General features: G+C 72.3%; 13 protein-coding genes and 2 pseudogenes. 5 read left to right on the top strand and 10 right to left on the bottom strand.

Annotated features, from left to right (window positions below):
• Window positions 1-12: 12 nt before the first annotated feature.
• A complete protein-coding gene (locus KIF24_RS25905) occupies window positions 13-273 on the bottom strand; it encodes a hypothetical protein (RefSeq protein ID WP_230415900.1) in 261 nt (86 codons plus the stop codon).
• A gap of 310 nt (window positions 274-583) precedes the next feature.
• Between KIF24_RS25905 and KIF24_RS25910 the strand changes: the two genes are divergently transcribed.
• Both KIF24_RS25910 and KIF24_RS25915 read left to right on the top strand, forming a co-directional pair.
• Window positions 584-1,402, top strand: coding sequence for a helix-turn-helix domain-containing protein (locus KIF24_RS25910; RefSeq protein WP_221086261.1), 819 nt, complete (start codon window positions 584-586; stop codon window positions 1,400-1,402).
• The gene (locus KIF24_RS25915) at window positions 1,393-1,593 is read left to right on the top strand and encodes a DUF397 domain-containing protein (protein ID WP_221086262.1); all 201 of its coding nucleotides are present in this window, start codon (window positions 1,393-1,395) and stop codon (window positions 1,591-1,593) included. Before KIF24_RS25910 ends, KIF24_RS25915 begins: the two co-directional genes overlap by 10 nt.
• Window positions 1,594-1,785: 192 nt before the next feature.
• On the opposite strand, the gene KIF24_RS25920 is transcribed toward KIF24_RS25915, so the two are convergent.
• The 5 genes and pseudogenes from KIF24_RS25920 to KIF24_RS25940 all read right to left on the bottom strand — a co-directional run bounded on the left by KIF24_RS25920 (window position 1,786) and on the right by KIF24_RS25940 (window position 4,990).
• Window positions 1,786-2,295 (bottom strand): amino-acid N-acetyltransferase, encoded by a 510-nt coding sequence (locus tag KIF24_RS25920; RefSeq protein ID WP_407940013.1) that lies wholly within the window; start codon window positions 2,293-2,295, stop codon window positions 1,786-1,788.
• Between the two features lie 26 nt (window positions 2,296-2,321).
• A complete protein-coding gene (locus KIF24_RS25925) occupies window positions 2,322-2,879 on the bottom strand; it encodes a DUF501 domain-containing protein (RefSeq protein WP_221086264.1) in 558 nt (185 codons plus the stop codon).
• A 29-nt stretch (window positions 2,880-2,908) separates the two neighbouring features.
• Window positions 2,909-3,528, bottom strand: a pseudogene (locus tag KIF24_RS25930) (FtsB family cell division protein).
• A 27-nt stretch (window positions 3,529-3,555) separates the two neighbouring features.
• Entirely contained in the window at window positions 3,556-4,839 is a 1,284-nt protein-coding gene (gene eno, locus KIF24_RS25935) for a phosphopyruvate hydratase (protein ID WP_221086265.1), read from the bottom strand.
• Between the two features lie 4 nt (window positions 4,840-4,843).
• Window positions 4,844-4,990 (bottom strand): hypothetical protein, encoded by a 147-nt coding sequence (locus KIF24_RS25940; RefSeq protein WP_221086266.1) that lies wholly within the window; start codon window positions 4,988-4,990, stop codon window positions 4,844-4,846.
• Window positions 4,991-5,060: 70 nt separating this feature from the next.
• Here KIF24_RS25940 and KIF24_RS25945 point away from each other — a divergent pair, with 70 nt between their 5' ends.
• Window positions 5,061-5,753: a hypothetical protein gene (locus KIF24_RS25945; protein ID WP_221086267.1), complete on the top strand. Its 693-nt coding sequence runs from the start codon at window positions 5,061-5,063 to the stop codon at window positions 5,751-5,753.
• 62 nt (window positions 5,754-5,815) lie between these two features.
• Here the strand turns inward: KIF24_RS25945 and KIF24_RS25950 are convergent.
• The 4 genes and pseudogenes from KIF24_RS25950 to mfd form a co-directional block, all read right to left on the bottom strand.
• A pseudogene (locus KIF24_RS25950) lies at window positions 5,816-7,434 on the bottom strand (DUF885 domain-containing protein).
• A gap of 81 nt (window positions 7,435-7,515) precedes the next feature.
• Window positions 7,516-8,499: a nucleoside triphosphate pyrophosphohydrolase gene (locus KIF24_RS25955; protein ID WP_221086268.1), complete on the bottom strand. Its 984-nt coding sequence runs from the start codon at window positions 8,497-8,499 to the stop codon at window positions 7,516-7,518.
• 2 nt (window positions 8,500-8,501) lie between these two features.
• Window positions 8,502-9,278 (bottom strand): hypothetical protein, encoded by a 777-nt coding sequence (locus KIF24_RS25960; protein WP_221086269.1) that lies wholly within the window; start codon window positions 9,276-9,278, stop codon window positions 8,502-8,504.
• A gap of 22 nt (window positions 9,279-9,300) precedes the next feature.
• The gene (gene mfd, locus KIF24_RS25965) at window positions 9,301-12,936 is read right to left on the bottom strand and encodes a transcription-repair coupling factor (RefSeq protein WP_221086270.1); all 3,636 of its coding nucleotides are present in this window, start codon (window positions 12,934-12,936) and stop codon (window positions 9,301-9,303) included.
• A gap of 318 nt (window positions 12,937-13,254) precedes the next feature.
• Between mfd and KIF24_RS25970 the strand changes: the two genes are divergently transcribed.
• Together KIF24_RS25970 and ppc are read left to right on the top strand one after the other, a co-directional pair.
• Window positions 13,255-14,265: a cyclase family protein gene (locus KIF24_RS25970; protein ID WP_221086271.1), complete on the top strand. Its 1,011-nt coding sequence runs from the start codon at window positions 13,255-13,257 to the stop codon at window positions 14,263-14,265.
• Window positions 14,266-14,436: 171 nt separating this feature from the next.
• A complete protein-coding gene (gene ppc, locus KIF24_RS25975; RefSeq protein ID WP_221086272.1) occupies window positions 14,437-17,223 on the top strand; it encodes a phosphoenolpyruvate carboxylase in 2,787 nt (928 codons plus the stop codon).
• Window positions 17,224-17,344 lie beyond the last annotated feature (121 nt).

Here is a 17,344-nt window from a genome sequence, read left to right on the forward strand (position 1 = left end):
CCTAGTCGCCGATCACGTCCCGCCCGGCGTTCCGTCTCCGCCGCGCCCAGCCGACAACCGGTCGAACAGCGCCTTGGGCTCGGGGCCGTCATGCGGGTTGAGGTGGTAGAGGTCGCGCATGGCCTCGTACATCAGGCCGGCGAGGTAGATCGCCAGGCCGGCGGGGTTCCGGTCGAACTCGGCGCAGAGCAGGAGCCGCGCCTCAGCGCAGGGCCAGGGCTGTCCGCCGACCCGACAGCACCACATCGGCCGCAACGGGGGTGTGCGGGACATTCGGCCCGGCGGCGTGCGGGTGCTCGGAGCGGCCCCCGACCCGGCGTTGCCAGCTTCGTGGTGATCATCTGTGTCCACCGGTTGCCCGCCACTGCTGGCCGAGGGTGAGCCAGCCGGGGCGGCCGGGGCGCGGAAGCGGCAACGGCTGCGTCGGCTCACGCATCCACTCGGGTAGGTGGGTGCCGCGTCGGCGTTGCGGCAGGACGGTGAGGACCACCGTCGGGCAGCTCGCGACATCTGTGCAGTTCACGGGAGCGAGAGGGCCGACTTGACGAGCCGTCGGGCGGAATTGGGCAGAGGTGAGGAATTGATGAGCAACGCGATCGACTACGTACGCGAGGAACTGCGCCTGCTCCGGGCTCACCTCCGGATGAGCCAGGACGAATTCGGCCGCGTCATCGGCTACTCCGGATCACACGCCAGCTCGGTTGAGACCGGCGGCCGGCCGCCCACGAAGGACTACATGCTCGCCGTCGACCGCGCCCACGACCCGGCCTTCAATGCGGAGGCGGCGGAGGGCAGGTTCACCTGGATGCTCCGGGAGCTGTCGAAGCTGGAGCAGACACCGTCGTGGCTCCGGGAGTGGATCGAGCTGGAACGCGAGGCGACACTACTGCGCTGGTACGAGCCGGCGTTCCTGCCCGGCGTCTTCCAAAGGGAGGCGTACGCCCGGGCAACCATGAACGACGGCCTGCTCCTACCCGACCAGATCGAGCAGCGGGTCGCGTCCCGGCTGGACCGGCAGGCGATCCTCACCCGTGACGTGCCGGTGCCGGTGGTGGCGGTGCTCGACGCGATGGTGCTCCGGCGCGGGATCAACGGCCACCCCGACATCACGCGAGAACAGATCGAACACCTGGTCAAGATCTCCGAGCTGCCGCACGTCCAGATCCTCGTGGTGCCCGAGGAGACGGGGATCTGCTCTGGGTTGCAGCGAGGCTTCATCCTGGCCACCCTGAGCGACGGCTCAGTGGTGGCCCACCTCGACCACCAGGTCCGGGCGCAGATCGTCAACCACACCGACGACCTGGCCACCCTTCAGCGGACCTGGGAGGCGGTTCGGGGTGAGGCGCTCCCACGCAGGCAGTCCCTCGAACTGATCAAAGAAGCGGCGCAGACATGGACATGACAAGTGCCAGGTGGCGCAAGTCGACCTACTCGGGCAGCAACGGTGGGTCGTGTGTGGAGGTGGCGGACAACCTGACCGGCGTCGTCCTCGTGCGTGACACGAAGGACCGCGACGGCGGGACGTTGACCTTCACGCCGACCTCCTGGGCAAGCTTCGTCGGGCTGGCGAAGGAAAGCGCCCCACGCGGCTGACCACACACACCACCCAGCAGCATGTGGGTGTAGCCCAAGATACTGCGCCTGACCCCTCCCCCTCCCCCCGGAGCCCTCCGCCGATCATGCAGTTGTGGTGGGCTCATTGCCCCGTCGCGGGGCATTTGTGAGGCACCACAACTGCATGATCGACGAGGGGTTGGGTGGGGCAGCTGCCGGATCTCGTTGGCGTCAGAGGCGCAGCAACATCCGGGTGTTGCCCAGGGTGTTCGGCTTGACCCGCTCCAGGTCGAGAAACTCGGCGACACCCTCGTCGTACGAGCGCAGCAGTTGCTCGTACACCGGGTGCGGCACCGGAGCGCCGTCGATCTCGGTGAAGCCGAACGAGGCGAAGAACCGGGTCTCGAAGGTCAGCACGAAGATGCGGGCCACCCCCAACTCCCGCGCCGCCCCGATCAGCTCGGCGACGATCCGCTGCCCGATCCGCTGCCCCCGGCAGCTCGGGTCGACCGCCACCGTGCGGATCTCGGCCAGGTCCTCCCACATCACGTGCAGCGCGCCGCAGCCCACCACCATGCCGTCGGAGACCCGGCTGGCGACCCGGAACTCCTGCACGTCCTCGTAGAGCGTCACGGTCGCCTTGCTGAGCAGCCGGCGATCGTCCGTGTAGGTGTCGACCAGCCGCCGGATCGCCCGGACGTCGGCGGTCCGGGCCCGCCGGAGCACCACCTCACCGGGCACGGCCGCGGTCGGCACCGGCTCGGCGCTCACCCGACCTCCGGCGCGTCGACACAGCGACCCGTCGTCCACCAGGGCTCGACCAGGTCCAGCGTCTCGTCGCCGAACGGGTTCACGCCCGGCCCCGCGCCGAGCGCGTGCCCGAGCTGGACGTGCAGGCACTTCACCCGGCCGGGCATCCCGCCGGCCGAGATGCCGGCGATCTCGGGCACCTCGGCGATCGCCTCCCGGCGGGTCAGGTAGTCCTCGTGCGCCGCGCGGTACCGGGCGGCCAGCTCCGGGTCGGTGACCAGCCGCTCGGCCATCTCCCTCATCAGTCCCGCCGACTCCAGCCGGCTGCACGCGGCGGTCGCCCGGGGACAGGTCAGATAGAACAGCGTCGGGAACGGGGTGCCGTCGGCCAGCCGGGGGGTCGTCTCCACCACGTCGGGCAGGCCGCAGGGGCAGCGGTGCGCGACCGCCTGGGTGCCGCGGGGCGGGCGTCCGATCTGCGCGGCCACCGCCGCCAGGTCGGCCGGGGTGGCCGGCTCCCGCGCCGGTGGGGGTACGGAGGCCGCCGCCGGCTCCCGCGGTGGTACGACAGTCACGGTGCCATCTCTCGTTCGGTGCTCGGTGCTCAGTCGTCGGTCCGGTTGGCGTCGGCGGCCCGCACGCTCGACCAGAGGGTGTCGTACCAGGGGTCGGGGATGACCGGGTTCGCCGGATCGTCGCCGACCCCCGCGTCCCGGGCGGCACCGTCAGGATCGTAGAGCAGGATCAGCATCTTCTCGCCGGGCCGGCGCATGAAGAACCGTTCCCGCGCCTTGGCCTCGACGTACGCCTCGTCCTGCCACTTCTCCGCCTCGGTGGTCAGCTTGGCGATCGTCTTCCGCTGGGCCGCCTGGGATGCCTCCATCCGTTCGATGTCGGCCTGCTGATCGAGGTAGACCCGGACGGGATAGGTGTAGGCGAGCGCCAGCGCGATCAACACCGCGAACAGCACGGTGGCCCGGCCGGTGAGACCTCGGGATCGGGGTGCGGACAGCCGGGTGACCGGGCCGCCGGCCGCCGCACGTCGGGCGGCGGCCGGTCGCTGGCGGAGCGTACGGCCTCGGCGCCGCGGGTGGCCGACGGCGCACGACCGGCGGCGGCGCGCGACTCGGCACGGACACCGCCATCGCGGGCCGTGCCGGGTCGCCCGGCGCGGGCGGGCCGGCGGACCGGCCGCTGACCACCCGGCGTGCGGCGCTGCTGCATCACACCCCTCCCCCGAGGTCCGGCACGTCAGGCGGAACGGTAACGCGGGAAGGCGCCCGCCCCGGCGTACCGCGCCGCGTCGGCCAGTTCCTCCTCGATGCGCAGGAGCTGGTTGTACTTCGCCACCCGGTCCGACCGGGCCGGAGCACCCGTCTTGATCTGGCCGCAACCGGTGGCCACCGCCAGGTCGGCGATGGTGGTGTCCTCGGTCTCGCCGGAGCGGTGGCTCATCATGCACCTGAAGCCGGCCCGGTGGGCCAGGTCGACCGCGTCCAGCGTCTCGGTCAGCGAACCGATCTGGTTGACCTTCACCAGCACCGCGTTCGCCGCGTTCTCGGCGATGCCCCGGGCGATGCGCTGCGGGTTGGTGACGAACAGGTCGTCGCCGACGATCTGGACCCGGTCGCCGACCGCCGCGGTGAGCGTCTGCCAGCCGGTCCAGTCGTCCTCGGCCAGCGGGTCCTCGATGGAGACGATCGGGTACGCGTCGGCGAGCTTTCTGTAGTACTCGCTCATCTCGGCGGCGCTCTTGGCCACCCCCTCGAAGGTGTAGCCGCCGTCGGCGAAGAACTCGGTGGCGGCCACGTCGAGGGCGAAGACGATGTCCGTGCCCAGCCGGTAGCCGGCCTTCTCCACCGCCTCGGCGATCAGATCCAGGGCGGCGGCGTTGGTCGGCAGGTTCGGTGCGAAGCCGCCCTCGTCGCCGAGCCCGGTCGACAGGTCCTTCTTCTTCAGCACCGACTTCAGCGCGTGGTAGACCTCGGCACCGGACCGCAGCGCCTCGCGGAAGCTCGGCGCGCCGATCGGCGCGATCATGAATTCCTGTATGTCGACGTTGCTGTCGGCGTGCGCGCCGCCGTTGAGGATGTTCATCATCGGCACCGGCAGCAGGTGCGCGTTCGGCCCGCCCAGGTAGCGGAAGAGGCTCAGGTCGGCGCTGCCGGCCGCAGCCTTCGCCACCGCCAGGGAGACGCCGAGGATGGCGTTGGCGCCCAACTCGGCCTTGTTGTCGGTGCCGTCGATGTCGAGCATCTTCTGGTCGATCGCCCGCTGCTCGCTCGCCTCGTACCCGATCAGCTGGTCGACGATCCGGTCCTCGATGTTGGCGACCGCCTTCTCCACTCCCTTGCCCAGGTAGCGGCCCTTGTCACCGTCGCGCAGCTCGATCGCCTCGAAGGCGCCGGTCGAGGCGCCGGAGGGTACCGCCGCCCGGGAAATCGTCCCGTCGTCGAGCCCGACCTCGACCTCGACCGTCGGGTTGCCCCGCGAGTCCAGGATCTCCCGAGCCTCGATTACCTCGATGGTTGCCACTGAGTCACTCCTCGTTCGTGTGCTCTCGTCCGGTCTGGGCCGCGACGGTGCGGCTGAGGCAGGTGTTGAACGCAGCGTATCGGTCCTTGCCCGCCCGCACGGCGACCGGGCGGGTCAACGACCACGCTCCGACATCCGACGGGTCGGACATTCCCGGATTCTCGGGCGTCAACCGACAACAGGTTTGCACGAGTGGGACCCGATCGATCAGGCTAGTCGCCATGCCCGTCGCCTCGACCACCCTCCGTACGCTCGCCGTGTCGGTCATCGCGTTGCTCACCGTCACCGGCTGTCAGGCTCTGGGCGACGCCGGACGGGCCATGGGGCAGGCCGACGTCGTCAACGAGCTCGCCGCCCGGATGGACCGGGCGCTGGAGTTGACCTACTCGGCGGAGTACCAGATCCCCGGCGGGCAGCGCGCGTCGTTCGCCCAGTCCCAGGACCCGGCCCGGTCCAGCTACACCTGGCCCGGTGGGAAGCTGACGGTCACCGACGAGGCGACCACCCGCTGCGACGTCGACGACGACCGGACGGTCTGCACCCTCGATGCGCCCCCCGCCCCCAACAGCAAGCCGTCGGTGGTGGTCTTCGCCGAGGCCGAGTTGCAGGGGCTGGTCACCCCGCCGATGGTGATGGGTCGGTTGACCAGCGCCGCGCTGGACCCGGGCGCGGTCATCACCGAACGCAGCAGCACCGTCGCCGGGCACCACGCCACCTGCGTCGACGTGCGGCAGAGCGCCGAGAGCTTCACCGCCTGCGTGACCGGGGAGGGCGCGCTGGGCAGCTTCACCGGGCAACTCGACGGCCAGCCGGTCGAGCTGGCGTTGAGCCGCTACGCCGAGCAGGTCGACGGCGCCGTGTTCGACCTCCCGGCGGGCGCCGGCGTGGTGGACCGCCGGCCGGCCGGCCCCTGACCCGGACTCGACACCCGCCGGTGGTACCCGGCCGGAAGACTCGAAGGCGGCACCCCGGCGCCTCACCCGCCGAGCAGGTGGCGCAGGTGGCGTGGCGGCGGGCTGCCGTGGGCGAGCATCTCGTCGTGCCAGTCGCGCAACGGGACGCCCTGCGGGCGGGCGGCGGCGACCCCCGCCAGCTCGCTGTAGCCGACGAAGTAGGTGGACAGTTGGGTCGAGGTGAGCAGCGCGCGGCGCCACTTGCCGGCCGCCTCACCCTCCTCCTGGAAACCGCGCCCGGTCAGCAGCGCCATCGCCTCGGCCTCGGGCAGTTCCTCGGCGTGCACCAGCTGGTCGAGCAACGCGTTGAGGGTCATCCGCAGCTGCATCTTCAGCTGTTGCAACCGCACCGGTAGGCCACCGAAGCCGTACCCGGCCATCAGCTCCTCGGCGTAGACCGCCCAGCCCTCGACGAACGGGTCGGACCGGGTCAGCGCGCGTACCCGGGTGGAGCCGGCGTGGCGGCGGGCGTGGGCGAGCTGGAGGAAGTGACCGGGCATCGCCTCGTGCACGGTCAGGTTGCGGATCATGTGGTCGTTGTACTCACGGTAGAACGACTCCACCCGGTGTGCCGGCCAGTCCACCGGGGTGGGGGCGATGCAGTAGAACGTCGGCACGTCGGCGGTCTCCAGCCCACCGGGCGCATCGCAGTAGGCCACCGCGACACCGCGGGCGAACTGCGGCATCACCTGGATGGCACACGGGTCGTCGGGCACGGTCACCAGGTCGTGGGCGCGGACGAAGTCGCTCGCCTCGTCGAGCGTGATCGAGGCCAGTTCCACGATGGTGTGGTCGTCGGGCCGCTCGGCGGCGAGCAGGTCGAGTGCGCGGCGCACCGTCTCGTCGTCGGCCGCGCCGCCGACCAGCTCGACCGCCGCGGCGCGGATCTCCTCGCCCACCCGGTCGAGGTTCGCCCAGGCCCGGCGCTGGATCTCGGCGGCACCCAGTTCGGTGTCGAGCGCGTGCCACAGCCGCGCCTCCCACCGACGCCGCCCCAACCGGGGTCGCGGCCCGGTCCCGCGTCGGCGGCCAGGCCGACGCGCAGCCAGGCGACGAACTCCTCCAGGGCGGCGATCGCCGCGGTGGCCGCCGGTTCGATCCGGTCGACCAGCGCGGGCTCCTGCGCGAGCAGCGCCGGCACCTCGTCGCGGACCAGCGCCGCCGCGCCGGTGAACTGCCCGACCGCCGTCTCGACGTGGATCCGGGGCATGTCGGCCAGCGTGACCCGGGCGGTGGCCAGCGCGTCCGGTACGGCCGCCAGGCGCCCGGCCAGGTCGGTCAGCCGGACCTCGGCCGGCGCGTAGGAACGGGCGAGGATGGCGTGCAGCAGCGGGCCGGGGTTGTGCGCCAGCGGGTTCCACTCGTGCGCCCGGATCTCGGTGAGCTCGAACAGTTCCCGGTCGACCAGCGCGGCGAGCAGTGCGTGGTCGAGCTGCTCCGCCGGATCGAGAGCCTCCGCGTCGATCTCACACAGCACGCTCGCCGCGTCGACCAGCATCGCCCGGTCCCCCGCGACCGTGCCGGCGGAGAAGTCCGGCAACCGGTCGTCGTACCGATGGTCCCCCGCCATTCTGGCCAGCCCCGGCCGACTGGCCAGCAGCGCCTCGACGACCCGCTCCCCCACCACCCCGAAGTCCTCCATCCCCCGACCCTAACCCGCCCTCCACCGCGTTGATCATCACGTGGGCGGGGACGTTCGCCGGCCGACCGGCCAACTTCGTGATCAACGGGCTGCGGCGGGTGGGGGTTCGGTGGCGCGGATGGTCTGTGCGTGGGTGAGAGTGGTGCGTCGCAGGGCCGCTTCCGGGTCGAGATTCGCTTCGCGGGCCTGGGCGACCGCGGCGAGCAGGCTGGCGCCAAGGGCGGCCTCGGCGTCCGGCTGTGCGTCCGGCAGCGGCAGCGGCACCGTGATGCCGGCCCGGTCGGCCCGTTCCAGGACCTTCGCGGCCAGGGCGAGCGCGGGCTGGCTCACCGCGATGCCGTCGAGCGCCGAGCCGCGCGCCTTCTCGGCCTGCTTGATCCGCTCCCAGCTGGCGGTGATCTCCTCCAGCGTGCCCGCCTCGGCACCGGCGAAGACGTGCGGGTTGCGCCGGACCATCTTGTCGACCAGCCCACCGGCCACGTCGTCGACGTCCCACCGTTCGCCCTCGGGCAGTTCCTCGGCCAGCCGGGCGTGCAGCACCACCTGGAGCAGCACGTCACCCAACTCCTCGCGCAGCGCGTCGGTGTCACCGGCGGCGATCGCGTCGTACGCCTCGTAGCACTCCTCCAGCAGGAACCCCGCCAGGCTCCGATGGGTCTGCGCCCGCTTCCAGGGGTCACCGCCCGGCGATAGCAGCCGGTCCAGCACCGCCACGGCGTCCAGCAACCGGGCCCCCGGCGGATCCCACGAGCCGTACATCAGCTCCAGCTCGGCGAGCCCCGGCTCGCGGGCCAGCCGCAGACCCAGCTCCCGGGCCAGCGACTCGTCGCCGGCCGGGCCGGCCAGCCAGACCACGGTGTCGTGGGCCGCCGCCGCGTCCAGCAGCGCGGGCACCGCCGGGCCGTCGAGCACCCGCACCTGGGCATCCATCGAGCGTAGCGCCGTGACCAGCTCACTCTCCGTCCCGGCCAGCACCGGCGCGGCGCGTACGACATCCCAGGCGGCCGCGGTCAGCAACCCGGCCGGCAACCGCGGCGAGGTGACCAGCAGGACGATCCGGGGCACGCTCAGCCGTCGGTCGAGGCGGCCGGCTCGGTCGCCGCCGGTCGCGGCTTCGGGGTGGAGACGTCGGTGACCGCGTCGGAGCCCGGCTCACCCAGCGGTACGCCCACCGCGATGGCCTCCCCGGTGAAGCTCAGCACCGGGAACACCAGCGGCCGGTACCGGGGGCTGACCGTGACGTCGTACGCCTCGACGGCCCCGCTCAGCGAGTTGCGGGTGGCCAGGGCCTGACGCAGCTGGTCGCCGTCGAGCTGGGAGGCGGCCTGCTCGACGGTCACCTCGGGCGGCACGGCACCGGCCCGTTTGCCCGCCGCCACCAGGTCGATCAGCTCCTGCTCGGTCGGCGCCACCGGGCTACCCGCCGGGATCCCGGACAGGCAGGTGTACAGCTCGGCAACCTGCCGCACGTACCCGGTGTCGGGGCTCAGGCCGATGCCCTGGGCCACCTGGGCGGGCTCGACCTGGCTCTGCGGCCGGTAGCCCTCGGCGGCGGAGATCCGCTCGCACACCTCGCCGAGCACCATCGTGCTCACCACCTGGCTGCGCCCCGGCAGCTGCGGCTCCTGGCCGGGCAGCTGCGGCTCCTGGCCGGGCACCGTCGCGTCGGCCTCGGTCGGCGACGGGTTCTTCGCCCGCGCGTCGTCGATGACCTCGGTGACCGCGTCGTCGGTGATCCGGTGGTCACCGACGTAGGCGGCAACACCGGGCTCGGAACGGCAACCGGTCAGGGCGACGAGACCGACCGCCAGGCTGGCGACGGCGACAAGACGGCGAGCACGCATGTCGGTCACTCTCTCATGCCCGTCACGCAGTGGTGACACCGGCGGGTGCGCCCAGGACGTCGGAGAGGAGCTGGGCGCACCATTCGAGCAGGGCCTGGTCGCGCAGGGGCTCGCCGCCCAACCGGCGGGTGGTCGGGCGGGGCACGCTGACCTGGTCGAGGGCCACCTTGTAGACCGAGTCCGGGTGGTAGCGCTTGAGCCGCAGCTGCTTGGAGTCGGGCAGCGGCAGCGGACCGAACCGGAGGTGCCTGCCCTGCATGCTGACGTCGGTGAGGCCGTAGCGCCGGGCCAGCAGCCGGAACCGGGCCACCGCGAGCAGGTTCTGCACCGGGGCGGGTGGCTCGCCGTACCGGTCGGTCATCTCGGCGGCCACCTCGCGCAGCCGCTCGTCGTCGCGCGCCTCGGCCAGCTTGCGGTACATCTCCAGGCGCAGCCGCTCCACACTCACATAGTCGTGTGGCAGGTGCGCGTCCACCGGGAGATCGATCTTGACATCGCTCTCCTCCTCCGGCCGCTCGCCCTTGAACGACTGCACCGCCTCGCCGACCATCCGCACGTACAGGTCGAACCCGACGCCCTCGATGTGCCCGGACTGCTCACCGCCGAGCAGGTTGCCGGCGCCCCTGATCTCCAGGTCCTTCATCGCGACGTACATGCCGGCGCCCAACTCGGTGTGCTGGGCGATGGTGGCCAGTCGCTCGTGGGCGTGCTCGGTGAGCGGCTTGTCCGGCGGGTAGAGGAAGTAGGCGTACGCCCGCTCCCGGCCCCGGCCCACCCGACCGCGGATCTGGTGCAGCTGGGCCAGGCCGAGCAGGTCCGCCCGCTCCACGATCAGCGTGTTGGCGTTCGGGATGTCGATGCCCGATTCCACGATCGTGGTGCAGACCAGGACGTCGTACTCCTTCTCCCAGAAGCCGACCATGACCTTCTCCAGGGCGTCCTCGCCCATCTGGCCGTGCGCCACCGCCACCCGGGCCTCGGGCACCAGCTCCCGCAGCCGGCGCGCCGTCCGTTCGATCGACTCGACCCGGTTGTGCAGGTAGAAGACCTGGCCGTCGCGGAGCAGCTCGCGGTGGATGGCGGCGGCCACCTGCCGGTCGTCCTGCGCACCGACCGCGGTGAGCACCGGATGCCGTTCCTCCGGAGGGGTGGCGATTGTGGACATCTCCCGGATCCCGGTGATCGCCATCTCCAGGGTGCGCGGGATCGGGGTGGCCGACATGCTCAGCACGTCGACCGCGGCCCGCATCGCCTTCAGGTGCTCCTTGTGCTCGACGCCGAAGCGCTGCTCCTCGTCCACGATGACCAGGCCCAACGACTTGAACCGGGTGGCCGCCTGAAGCAGCCGGTGGGTGCCGATGACGATGTCGGCGGTGCCGTCGGCGGCCATCGCCAGGGTCTGCTCGGCCTCCTTCGGCGTCTGGAACCGGGACAGCTGCCGGATGGCGACCGGGAACTGGCTCATCCGCTCGGCGAAGGTGTTGTAGTGCTGCTGCACCAGCAGCGTCGTCGGCACCAGCACGGCGACCTGCCTGCCGTCCTGCACCGCCTTGAACGCCGCCCGCACCGCGATCTCGGTCTTGCCGTAGCCGACGTCGCCACAGATCAGCCGGTCCATCGGGACGCTCTGCTCCATGTCCCGCTTGACCTCGTCGATGGCGGCCAGCTGGTCGGGCGTCTCCTGCCAGGGGAAGGCGTCCTCCAGCTCCCGCTGCCAGGGCGTGTCCGGGCCGAAGGTGTGCCCCTTGGACGCCTTCCGGGCCGCGTAGAGCTGGATCAGCTGGGCGGCGATCTCACGGACCGCCTTGCGGGCCCGGGCCTTGGACTTCTGCCAGTCCGAGCCACCCATCTTGTGCAGGACGGGCTGCTCACCGCCGACGTAGCGGCTCAGCTGGTCGAGCTGGTCGGTGGGGACGAAGAGCCGGTCGCCGGGCTGCCCGCGCTTGCTCGCCGCGTACTCGATGACCAGGTATTCCCGGGACGCGCCGTTGACGGTGCGCTGCACCAGCTCGACGTACCGGCCGATGCCGTGCTGCTCGTGCACCACGTGGTCACCGGCCCGCAGCTCCAGCGGGTCGATGGTGTTGCGCCGCCGGCTCGGCATCCGGCGCATGTCGCGGGTCGACGCGCCCCGGCCGCCGGTAACGTCGCTGCCGGTGAGCAGCACGAACCGGGCCGCCTCATCGACGAAACCGCCGGTCAGGCTGCCGCAGGTGACCAGCAGTTCGCCCGGGGCGGGTGCGGCCGGCACCTCCTCGGTCAGCCGGGCACCCAGGCCACCGTCGCGCAGCACCTCCACTGCCCGCTGGGCGGGACCGTGCCCCTCGAAGACCAGCGCGATCGACCAGCCCTCGCCCGCCCACCGCACCAGGTCGTCGACCACCCGGGCGGTCTCGCCGTGGTAGAGCGGTGCGGGCTGGGCGGCCAGGGCCACCGCGATCGCGTCGTCGGGGGTGACGTCGACCGCCTCCGGCTCGTCCTCCCACGGCTGCCGCGCCGGTGCGGTCGCCTGCTCCGCCAGCCCGAACGGGGACAGCGTCCACCAGGGCTGGCGCAGCGTCGCGGCGGACGCGCGTACGTCGGCGAGGGTGCGGAACGCGGCGGCGCCGAGGTCGATCGGGGCCTGGCCACCGACGGCGGCGGCGGCCCAGCTCGCCTGGAGAAACTCGTCGGAGGTACGCACCAGGTCGTGCGCCCGGGTGCGGATGCGCTCCGGGTCGCAGAGCAACACGTGGGTGCCGGCCGGCATGCAGTCCAGCAGCAGCTCCATCGAGTCGACGCCGATCAGCGCCGGGGCGAGGGATTCCATCCCCTCGACCGGTACGCCGCCGGCCAGCTTGTCCAGGATCTCGGCGAGTTCGGGGTGTCGCTGCGCCAGCGTGGCGGCCCGTTCGCGGACCGCCGGACTGAGCAGCAGTTCCCGGCACGGTGGTGCCCACAGGTGAGCGGCCTTTTCGATGGTGCGCTGGTCGGCGACGGCGAAGGTGCGGATCTCCTCCACCTCGTCGCCCCAGAACTCGACCCGGGACGGGTGCTCGTCGGTGGGCGGAAAGACGTCGAGGATGCCGCCGCGCACCGCGAACTCACCCCGCTTGGTGACCAGGTCGACCCGCGCGTACGCCATGTCGGTCAGCCGGCGCACCACCTGCTCCAGATCGGCCTCGTCGCCGGCGGCGAGCCGTACCGGTTCGAGGTCGCCGAGCCCCTTGAGCTGCGGTTGCAACACCGAGCGAACCGGCGCGACCACCACCCGCAGCGGCCCGGTGCGCCCGTGCACATCGGTCGCGTCGGGGTGGGCGAGCCGGCGCAGCACGGCCAGCCGACGGCCGACGGTGTCGGAGCGGGGTGAGAGCCGCTCGTGCGGCAACGTCTCCCAACTGGGAAAGATCGCCACCTGCTCGGGCGGCAGCAGGCCGCCCAGCGCGGTGGCGAGATCCTCGGCCTCGCGGCTGGTGGCGGTCACCGCGAGCACCGGTCGACCCGCGCCGCCGTCGGCGGGCCGCCCCGCGACGGCGGCGACGGCGAACGGGCGCAGGGCCGCCGGAGCGGTCAGGTCAAGGCCGTCGACCTGGGCCGCACCGGAGCGCGCCAGATCACGGACCCGGGCGAGACCCGGGTCGGCCAGGGCGGCGGCGAAGAGTCCGGTGAGCGCAGGCATGATCACTTCCGAGGTGAGGACACGACGAGCGCCCCGCGTCCGAGCGGACGGGGGGTTACCCGGTCGACACTATCTTCCCTGGCCGACGATCCACTGGCGGGCGGTCTGCCGGCATGGCCGACCGACGACGCCCTCGCACCGGGGGACACCTGGCGCTGTGCCCGCCCTGTCGAGCTGACAGCACAGACGGTTCGACCTGACGGCGCCCCCAGGAGGCACCCGCGGCCGAGCCACGGACGGGGTTGCGCGAGCCGCGCGTACCGCGCGTACCGGGCGGGGATCTTGACGCCGGTTCCCGGCTGTGCTCGGCTGCCGGACATGACCGGGGAATTTCGTGCGCAGTTCGACGCGGAGGTCGCTTTCGCCAACGGTGGCGGCCTGAGGACCGAGGGATTCCGGCTGGACATCCCCGGCGATGGGATCGACGACGCCGGCCTGGCGGCACTGTTCGTGCGGCATCTCGGTCTGCTGATGGTGGCCGAGGTACGGATCACGAACAAGATGATCGTCCAGGAGGCCCACAAGGGCGGGCGTGCCGTCACGGCCTCCGACAGCCCGGCCGCGGGCGCCGGTCGACGCCTTGTCGAGTTGAGTCATGTGATCACCGACGGGACGATCACGTTGCCCGGCTGGCCGGCGCCCCGGATCACCGAGTGGCTGACCCGCGAGGCGTCCCGGGAGCACTACGCCGCGGGCACCGAATTCCAGGTGGCGCGGATCGACATGATCGCCAACACCGGCACCTACCTGGACACCCCCGCCCACCGGTACGCCGGCGGCGCCGACCTCGCCGGCACCGCGCTGGACCGCCTGGCCGACCTGCCCGGCCTGGTCGTACGGCTGCCTTCCGGCACCCGCGCGGTGGACCCCCTGCTGCTGGCGCCGTACGACGTCGCCGGGAAGGCCGTGCTGCTGCACACCGGCTGGGACGCGCACTTCGGCACCGACCGGTACGGCACGCCGGCGGCGCCCTACCTGACCGGTGACGGTGCGCGGTCCCTGGTGCAGGCGGGTGCCGCCCTGGTCGGCATCGACTCGATCAACATCGACGACATGTCTCCGGCAGCGGCCGGCGAGCGCCCCGCGCACAGCGCCCTGCTGGCCGCGCACATCCCGATCGTGGAACACCTGACCGGGTTGGCCGCGTTGCCGCCGGACGGCTTCCGGTTCACCGCCGCGCCACCGCGGGTGGCCGGCATGGGCACCTTCCCGGTCCGCGCCTTCGCCGTCCTCGACCACCCGGCGTCCGGGACGGTGGGATTGGTCACCGGGACCATGGTGGGCGGCCAGCGGCCCGGCGGCCCGTCCCGGCTCTCACCGCCCGCCTGACCAGCGCTGGTGCCGGCGCGACGGCAGCCGCTCGGCCCGGCGGGCGGCCGGACGGATCGCCGCCCGCGGAAAAGGCGACAACCAGGGGCCCCTCCTGGCAACCGGGTTCGCCTGGATACGATCGGGGGAGTCGGACAGCGCTGTCCTTCGTACTCACGTAAGGAGCGCATGGTGACCGACCAGCATGATCATGACGGCCCCGACGCCGCCCTGCGCGCCGACATCCGCCGCCTGGGCACGCTGCTCGGGCAGACCCTGGCCCGCCAGGAGGGGCGTCCCCTGCTCGACCTCGTCGAGGAGATCCGCGCCCAGGTCCGCACGGACGCCCCGGCCGCCGCCCGGCGGCTCGGCGGGCTCGATGTGACCACCGGCACCAAGCTGGCCCGTGCCTTCTCCACCTACTTCCACCTGGCCAACATCACCGAGCAGGTGCACCGGGCCCGTGACCTGCGCCGCCGCCGCGCGATCCAGGGCGGCTGGCTGGACCAGGCGGCCAAGATGATCGCCGAGCGCGGGGTGCCGGCCGAGGAGATCGCCTCGGTGGCCCGCCGGTTGGCGGTACGCCCGGTCTTCACCGCCCACCCGACCGAGGCGGCCCGCCGGTCGATCCTGTCGAAGCTGCGCGCGATCGCCGACGAGCTGGACACCGAGACGGCCAACGCGATCCTCTACGGCGCCAGTGACGAGGGCCCGGCGAACCGGCGACTGGCCGAGCTGCTCGACCTGATGTGGCAGACCGACGAGCTGCGGCTGGACCGGCCGGACCCGACCGACGAGGCCCGCAACGCCATCTACTACCTGCGCGACCTGTACGCCGAGGCGGCGCCGCAGGTGCTCGACGACCTCGCCGAGACGCTGCGTACGCTCGGCGTGGAGACCTCACCGACGGCCCGGCCGCTGACCTTCGGCACCTGGATCGGCGGCGACCGGGACGGCAACCCGTTCGTCACCCCGACGGTGACCCGTGAGGTGCTCGCCATCCAGCACGAGCACGGCCTGACCGCCACCGAGGCGGCGATGGAAGAGCTGATCAACGAGGTGTCGGTCTCCCGCCGGCTGCGCGGGGTGTCGCTGGATCTCTCCGCCAGCCTCGCCGCCGACCTCGACGCACTACCCGAGGTGGCGCCCCGGTTCCGCCGGGTCAACGCCGAGGAGCCGTACCGCCTCAAGGCCCGCTGCGTACGCGCCAAGCTCGCCAACACCCGCGCCCGGCTGCGGCAGGGCACGCCGCACGTGCCGGGGCGGGACTACCGCGGCTCGGCCGAGCTGATCGCCGACCTGGACCTGCTGCGCGCCTCGCTGGCCCGCAACTCCGGCCAGCTCACCGCCGTGGGCCGGCTCGCCTCGACCATCCGTACCGTCTCCGCGTTCGGCCTGCACCTGGCGACGATGGACATCCGCGAGCACGCCGAGAAGCACCACGAGGTGCTCACCCAGTTCTACCAGGCGGTGGGCGAGGTCGAGGACTATCCGGCGCTGAGCCGGCTGGAGCGCACCAAGCTGCTCGCCGACGAGCTGACCGGCCGCCGGCCGCTGTCGACGGCGGACACCCCGCTGACCCAGTCGGCCCGCAAGACGTTCGACGTGTTCGGCACCATCCGCGACGCCCAGGACCGGTTCGGCAGCGAGGTGATCGAGTCGTACATCATCTCGATGACCCTCGGCGTCGACGACGTGCTCGCCGCGGTGGTGCTGGCCCGCGAGGCGGGCCTGGTCGACGTGCACACCGGTCGGGCCCGGATCGGAATCGTGCCGCTGCTGGAGACGCCGGCCGAGCTGAACTCCGGTGGTGAACTGCTCGACGAGTTGCTGTCGTTGCCGGCCTACCGGTCGCTGGTGGCCGCCCGGGGCGACGTGCAGGAGGTGATGCTCGGCTACTCCGACTCCAACAAGGAGGCCGGGATCACCACCAGCCAGTGGTCCATCCACCGCGCCCAGCGGGCGCTGCGGGACGTGGCCGCCCGGCACGGGGTGCACCTGCGGCTGTTCCACGGCCGGGGCGGCACGGTCGGACGCGGGGGCGGCCCCACCCACGAGGCGATCCTGGCCCAGCCGTACGGCACGCTGGACGGCGCGATCAAGGTGACCGAGCAGGGTGAGGTCATCTCCGACAAGTACACGCTGCCCGCGCTGGCCCGGGAGAACCTGGAGCTGAGCGTGGCCGCCGTGCTCCAGTCGACGCTGCTGCACACCGCGCCCCGGCAGCCCGCCGAGATGCTGGAGCGCTGGGACGCGACGATGGACGTGGTGTCGGAGTCGGCGTTCCGGTCGTACCGCTCACTGGTGGAGGATCCGGACCTGCCCGCGTACTTCTGGGCGTCCACTCCGACGGAGCTGCTCGGCGCCCTGAACATCGGCTCCCGGCCGGCGAAGCGGCCGGACACCGGTGCCGGGCTGTCCGGGCTGCGCGCGATCCCCTGGGTGTTCGGCTGGACCCAGACCCGGCAGATCGTGCCCGGCTGGTTCGGGGTGGGCACCGGCCTGGCCGCCGCCCGGGAGGCCGGGCTGGCCGACGTGCTGGCCGAGATGCACCGCAACTGGCATTTCTTCCGCACGTTCCTGTCGAACGTGGAGATGATGCTGACCAAGACCGACCTCGGCATCGCCCGCCGGTACGTGGAGACTCTGGTACCGAAGAAGCTGCACCCGATCTTCGACAAGATCGAGCAGGAGTACGAGCTGACCCGGCGGGAGGTCCTCGCGGTCACCGACTCGCCGGACCTGCTGGAGGGCTCGCCGGTGTTGCAGCGCACCCTCGCGGTACGCGACACCTACCTGGAGCCGCTGCACCACCTCCAGGTGGCGCTGCTGCGGCAGTACCGCGAGTCCGGTGGCGCCGGGCGGGCGGTGGCGACCGCGCCGGGTGGGCGGCGCGCACCGAGCGACGGCACGGCCCTGGAGCGGGCCCTGCTCACCACGGTCAACGGCATCGCGGCCGGCATGCGCAACACCGGCTGAGGTGTACGGAGGGCCCCTCGTGACGCCCTCGGCGCAGGAGGGGCCGATTCGGCGTCCCTCCTCGCTTGTCGAGGTGTTGAGAATCCATTCGTGCAGCCGGAGGCCGCCAAGTGGACACGGC

Source organism: Micromonospora tarapacensis (assembly GCF_019697375.1).
Classification (GTDB): Bacteria; Actinomycetota; Actinomycetes; order Mycobacteriales; family Micromonosporaceae; genus Micromonospora; species Micromonospora tarapacensis.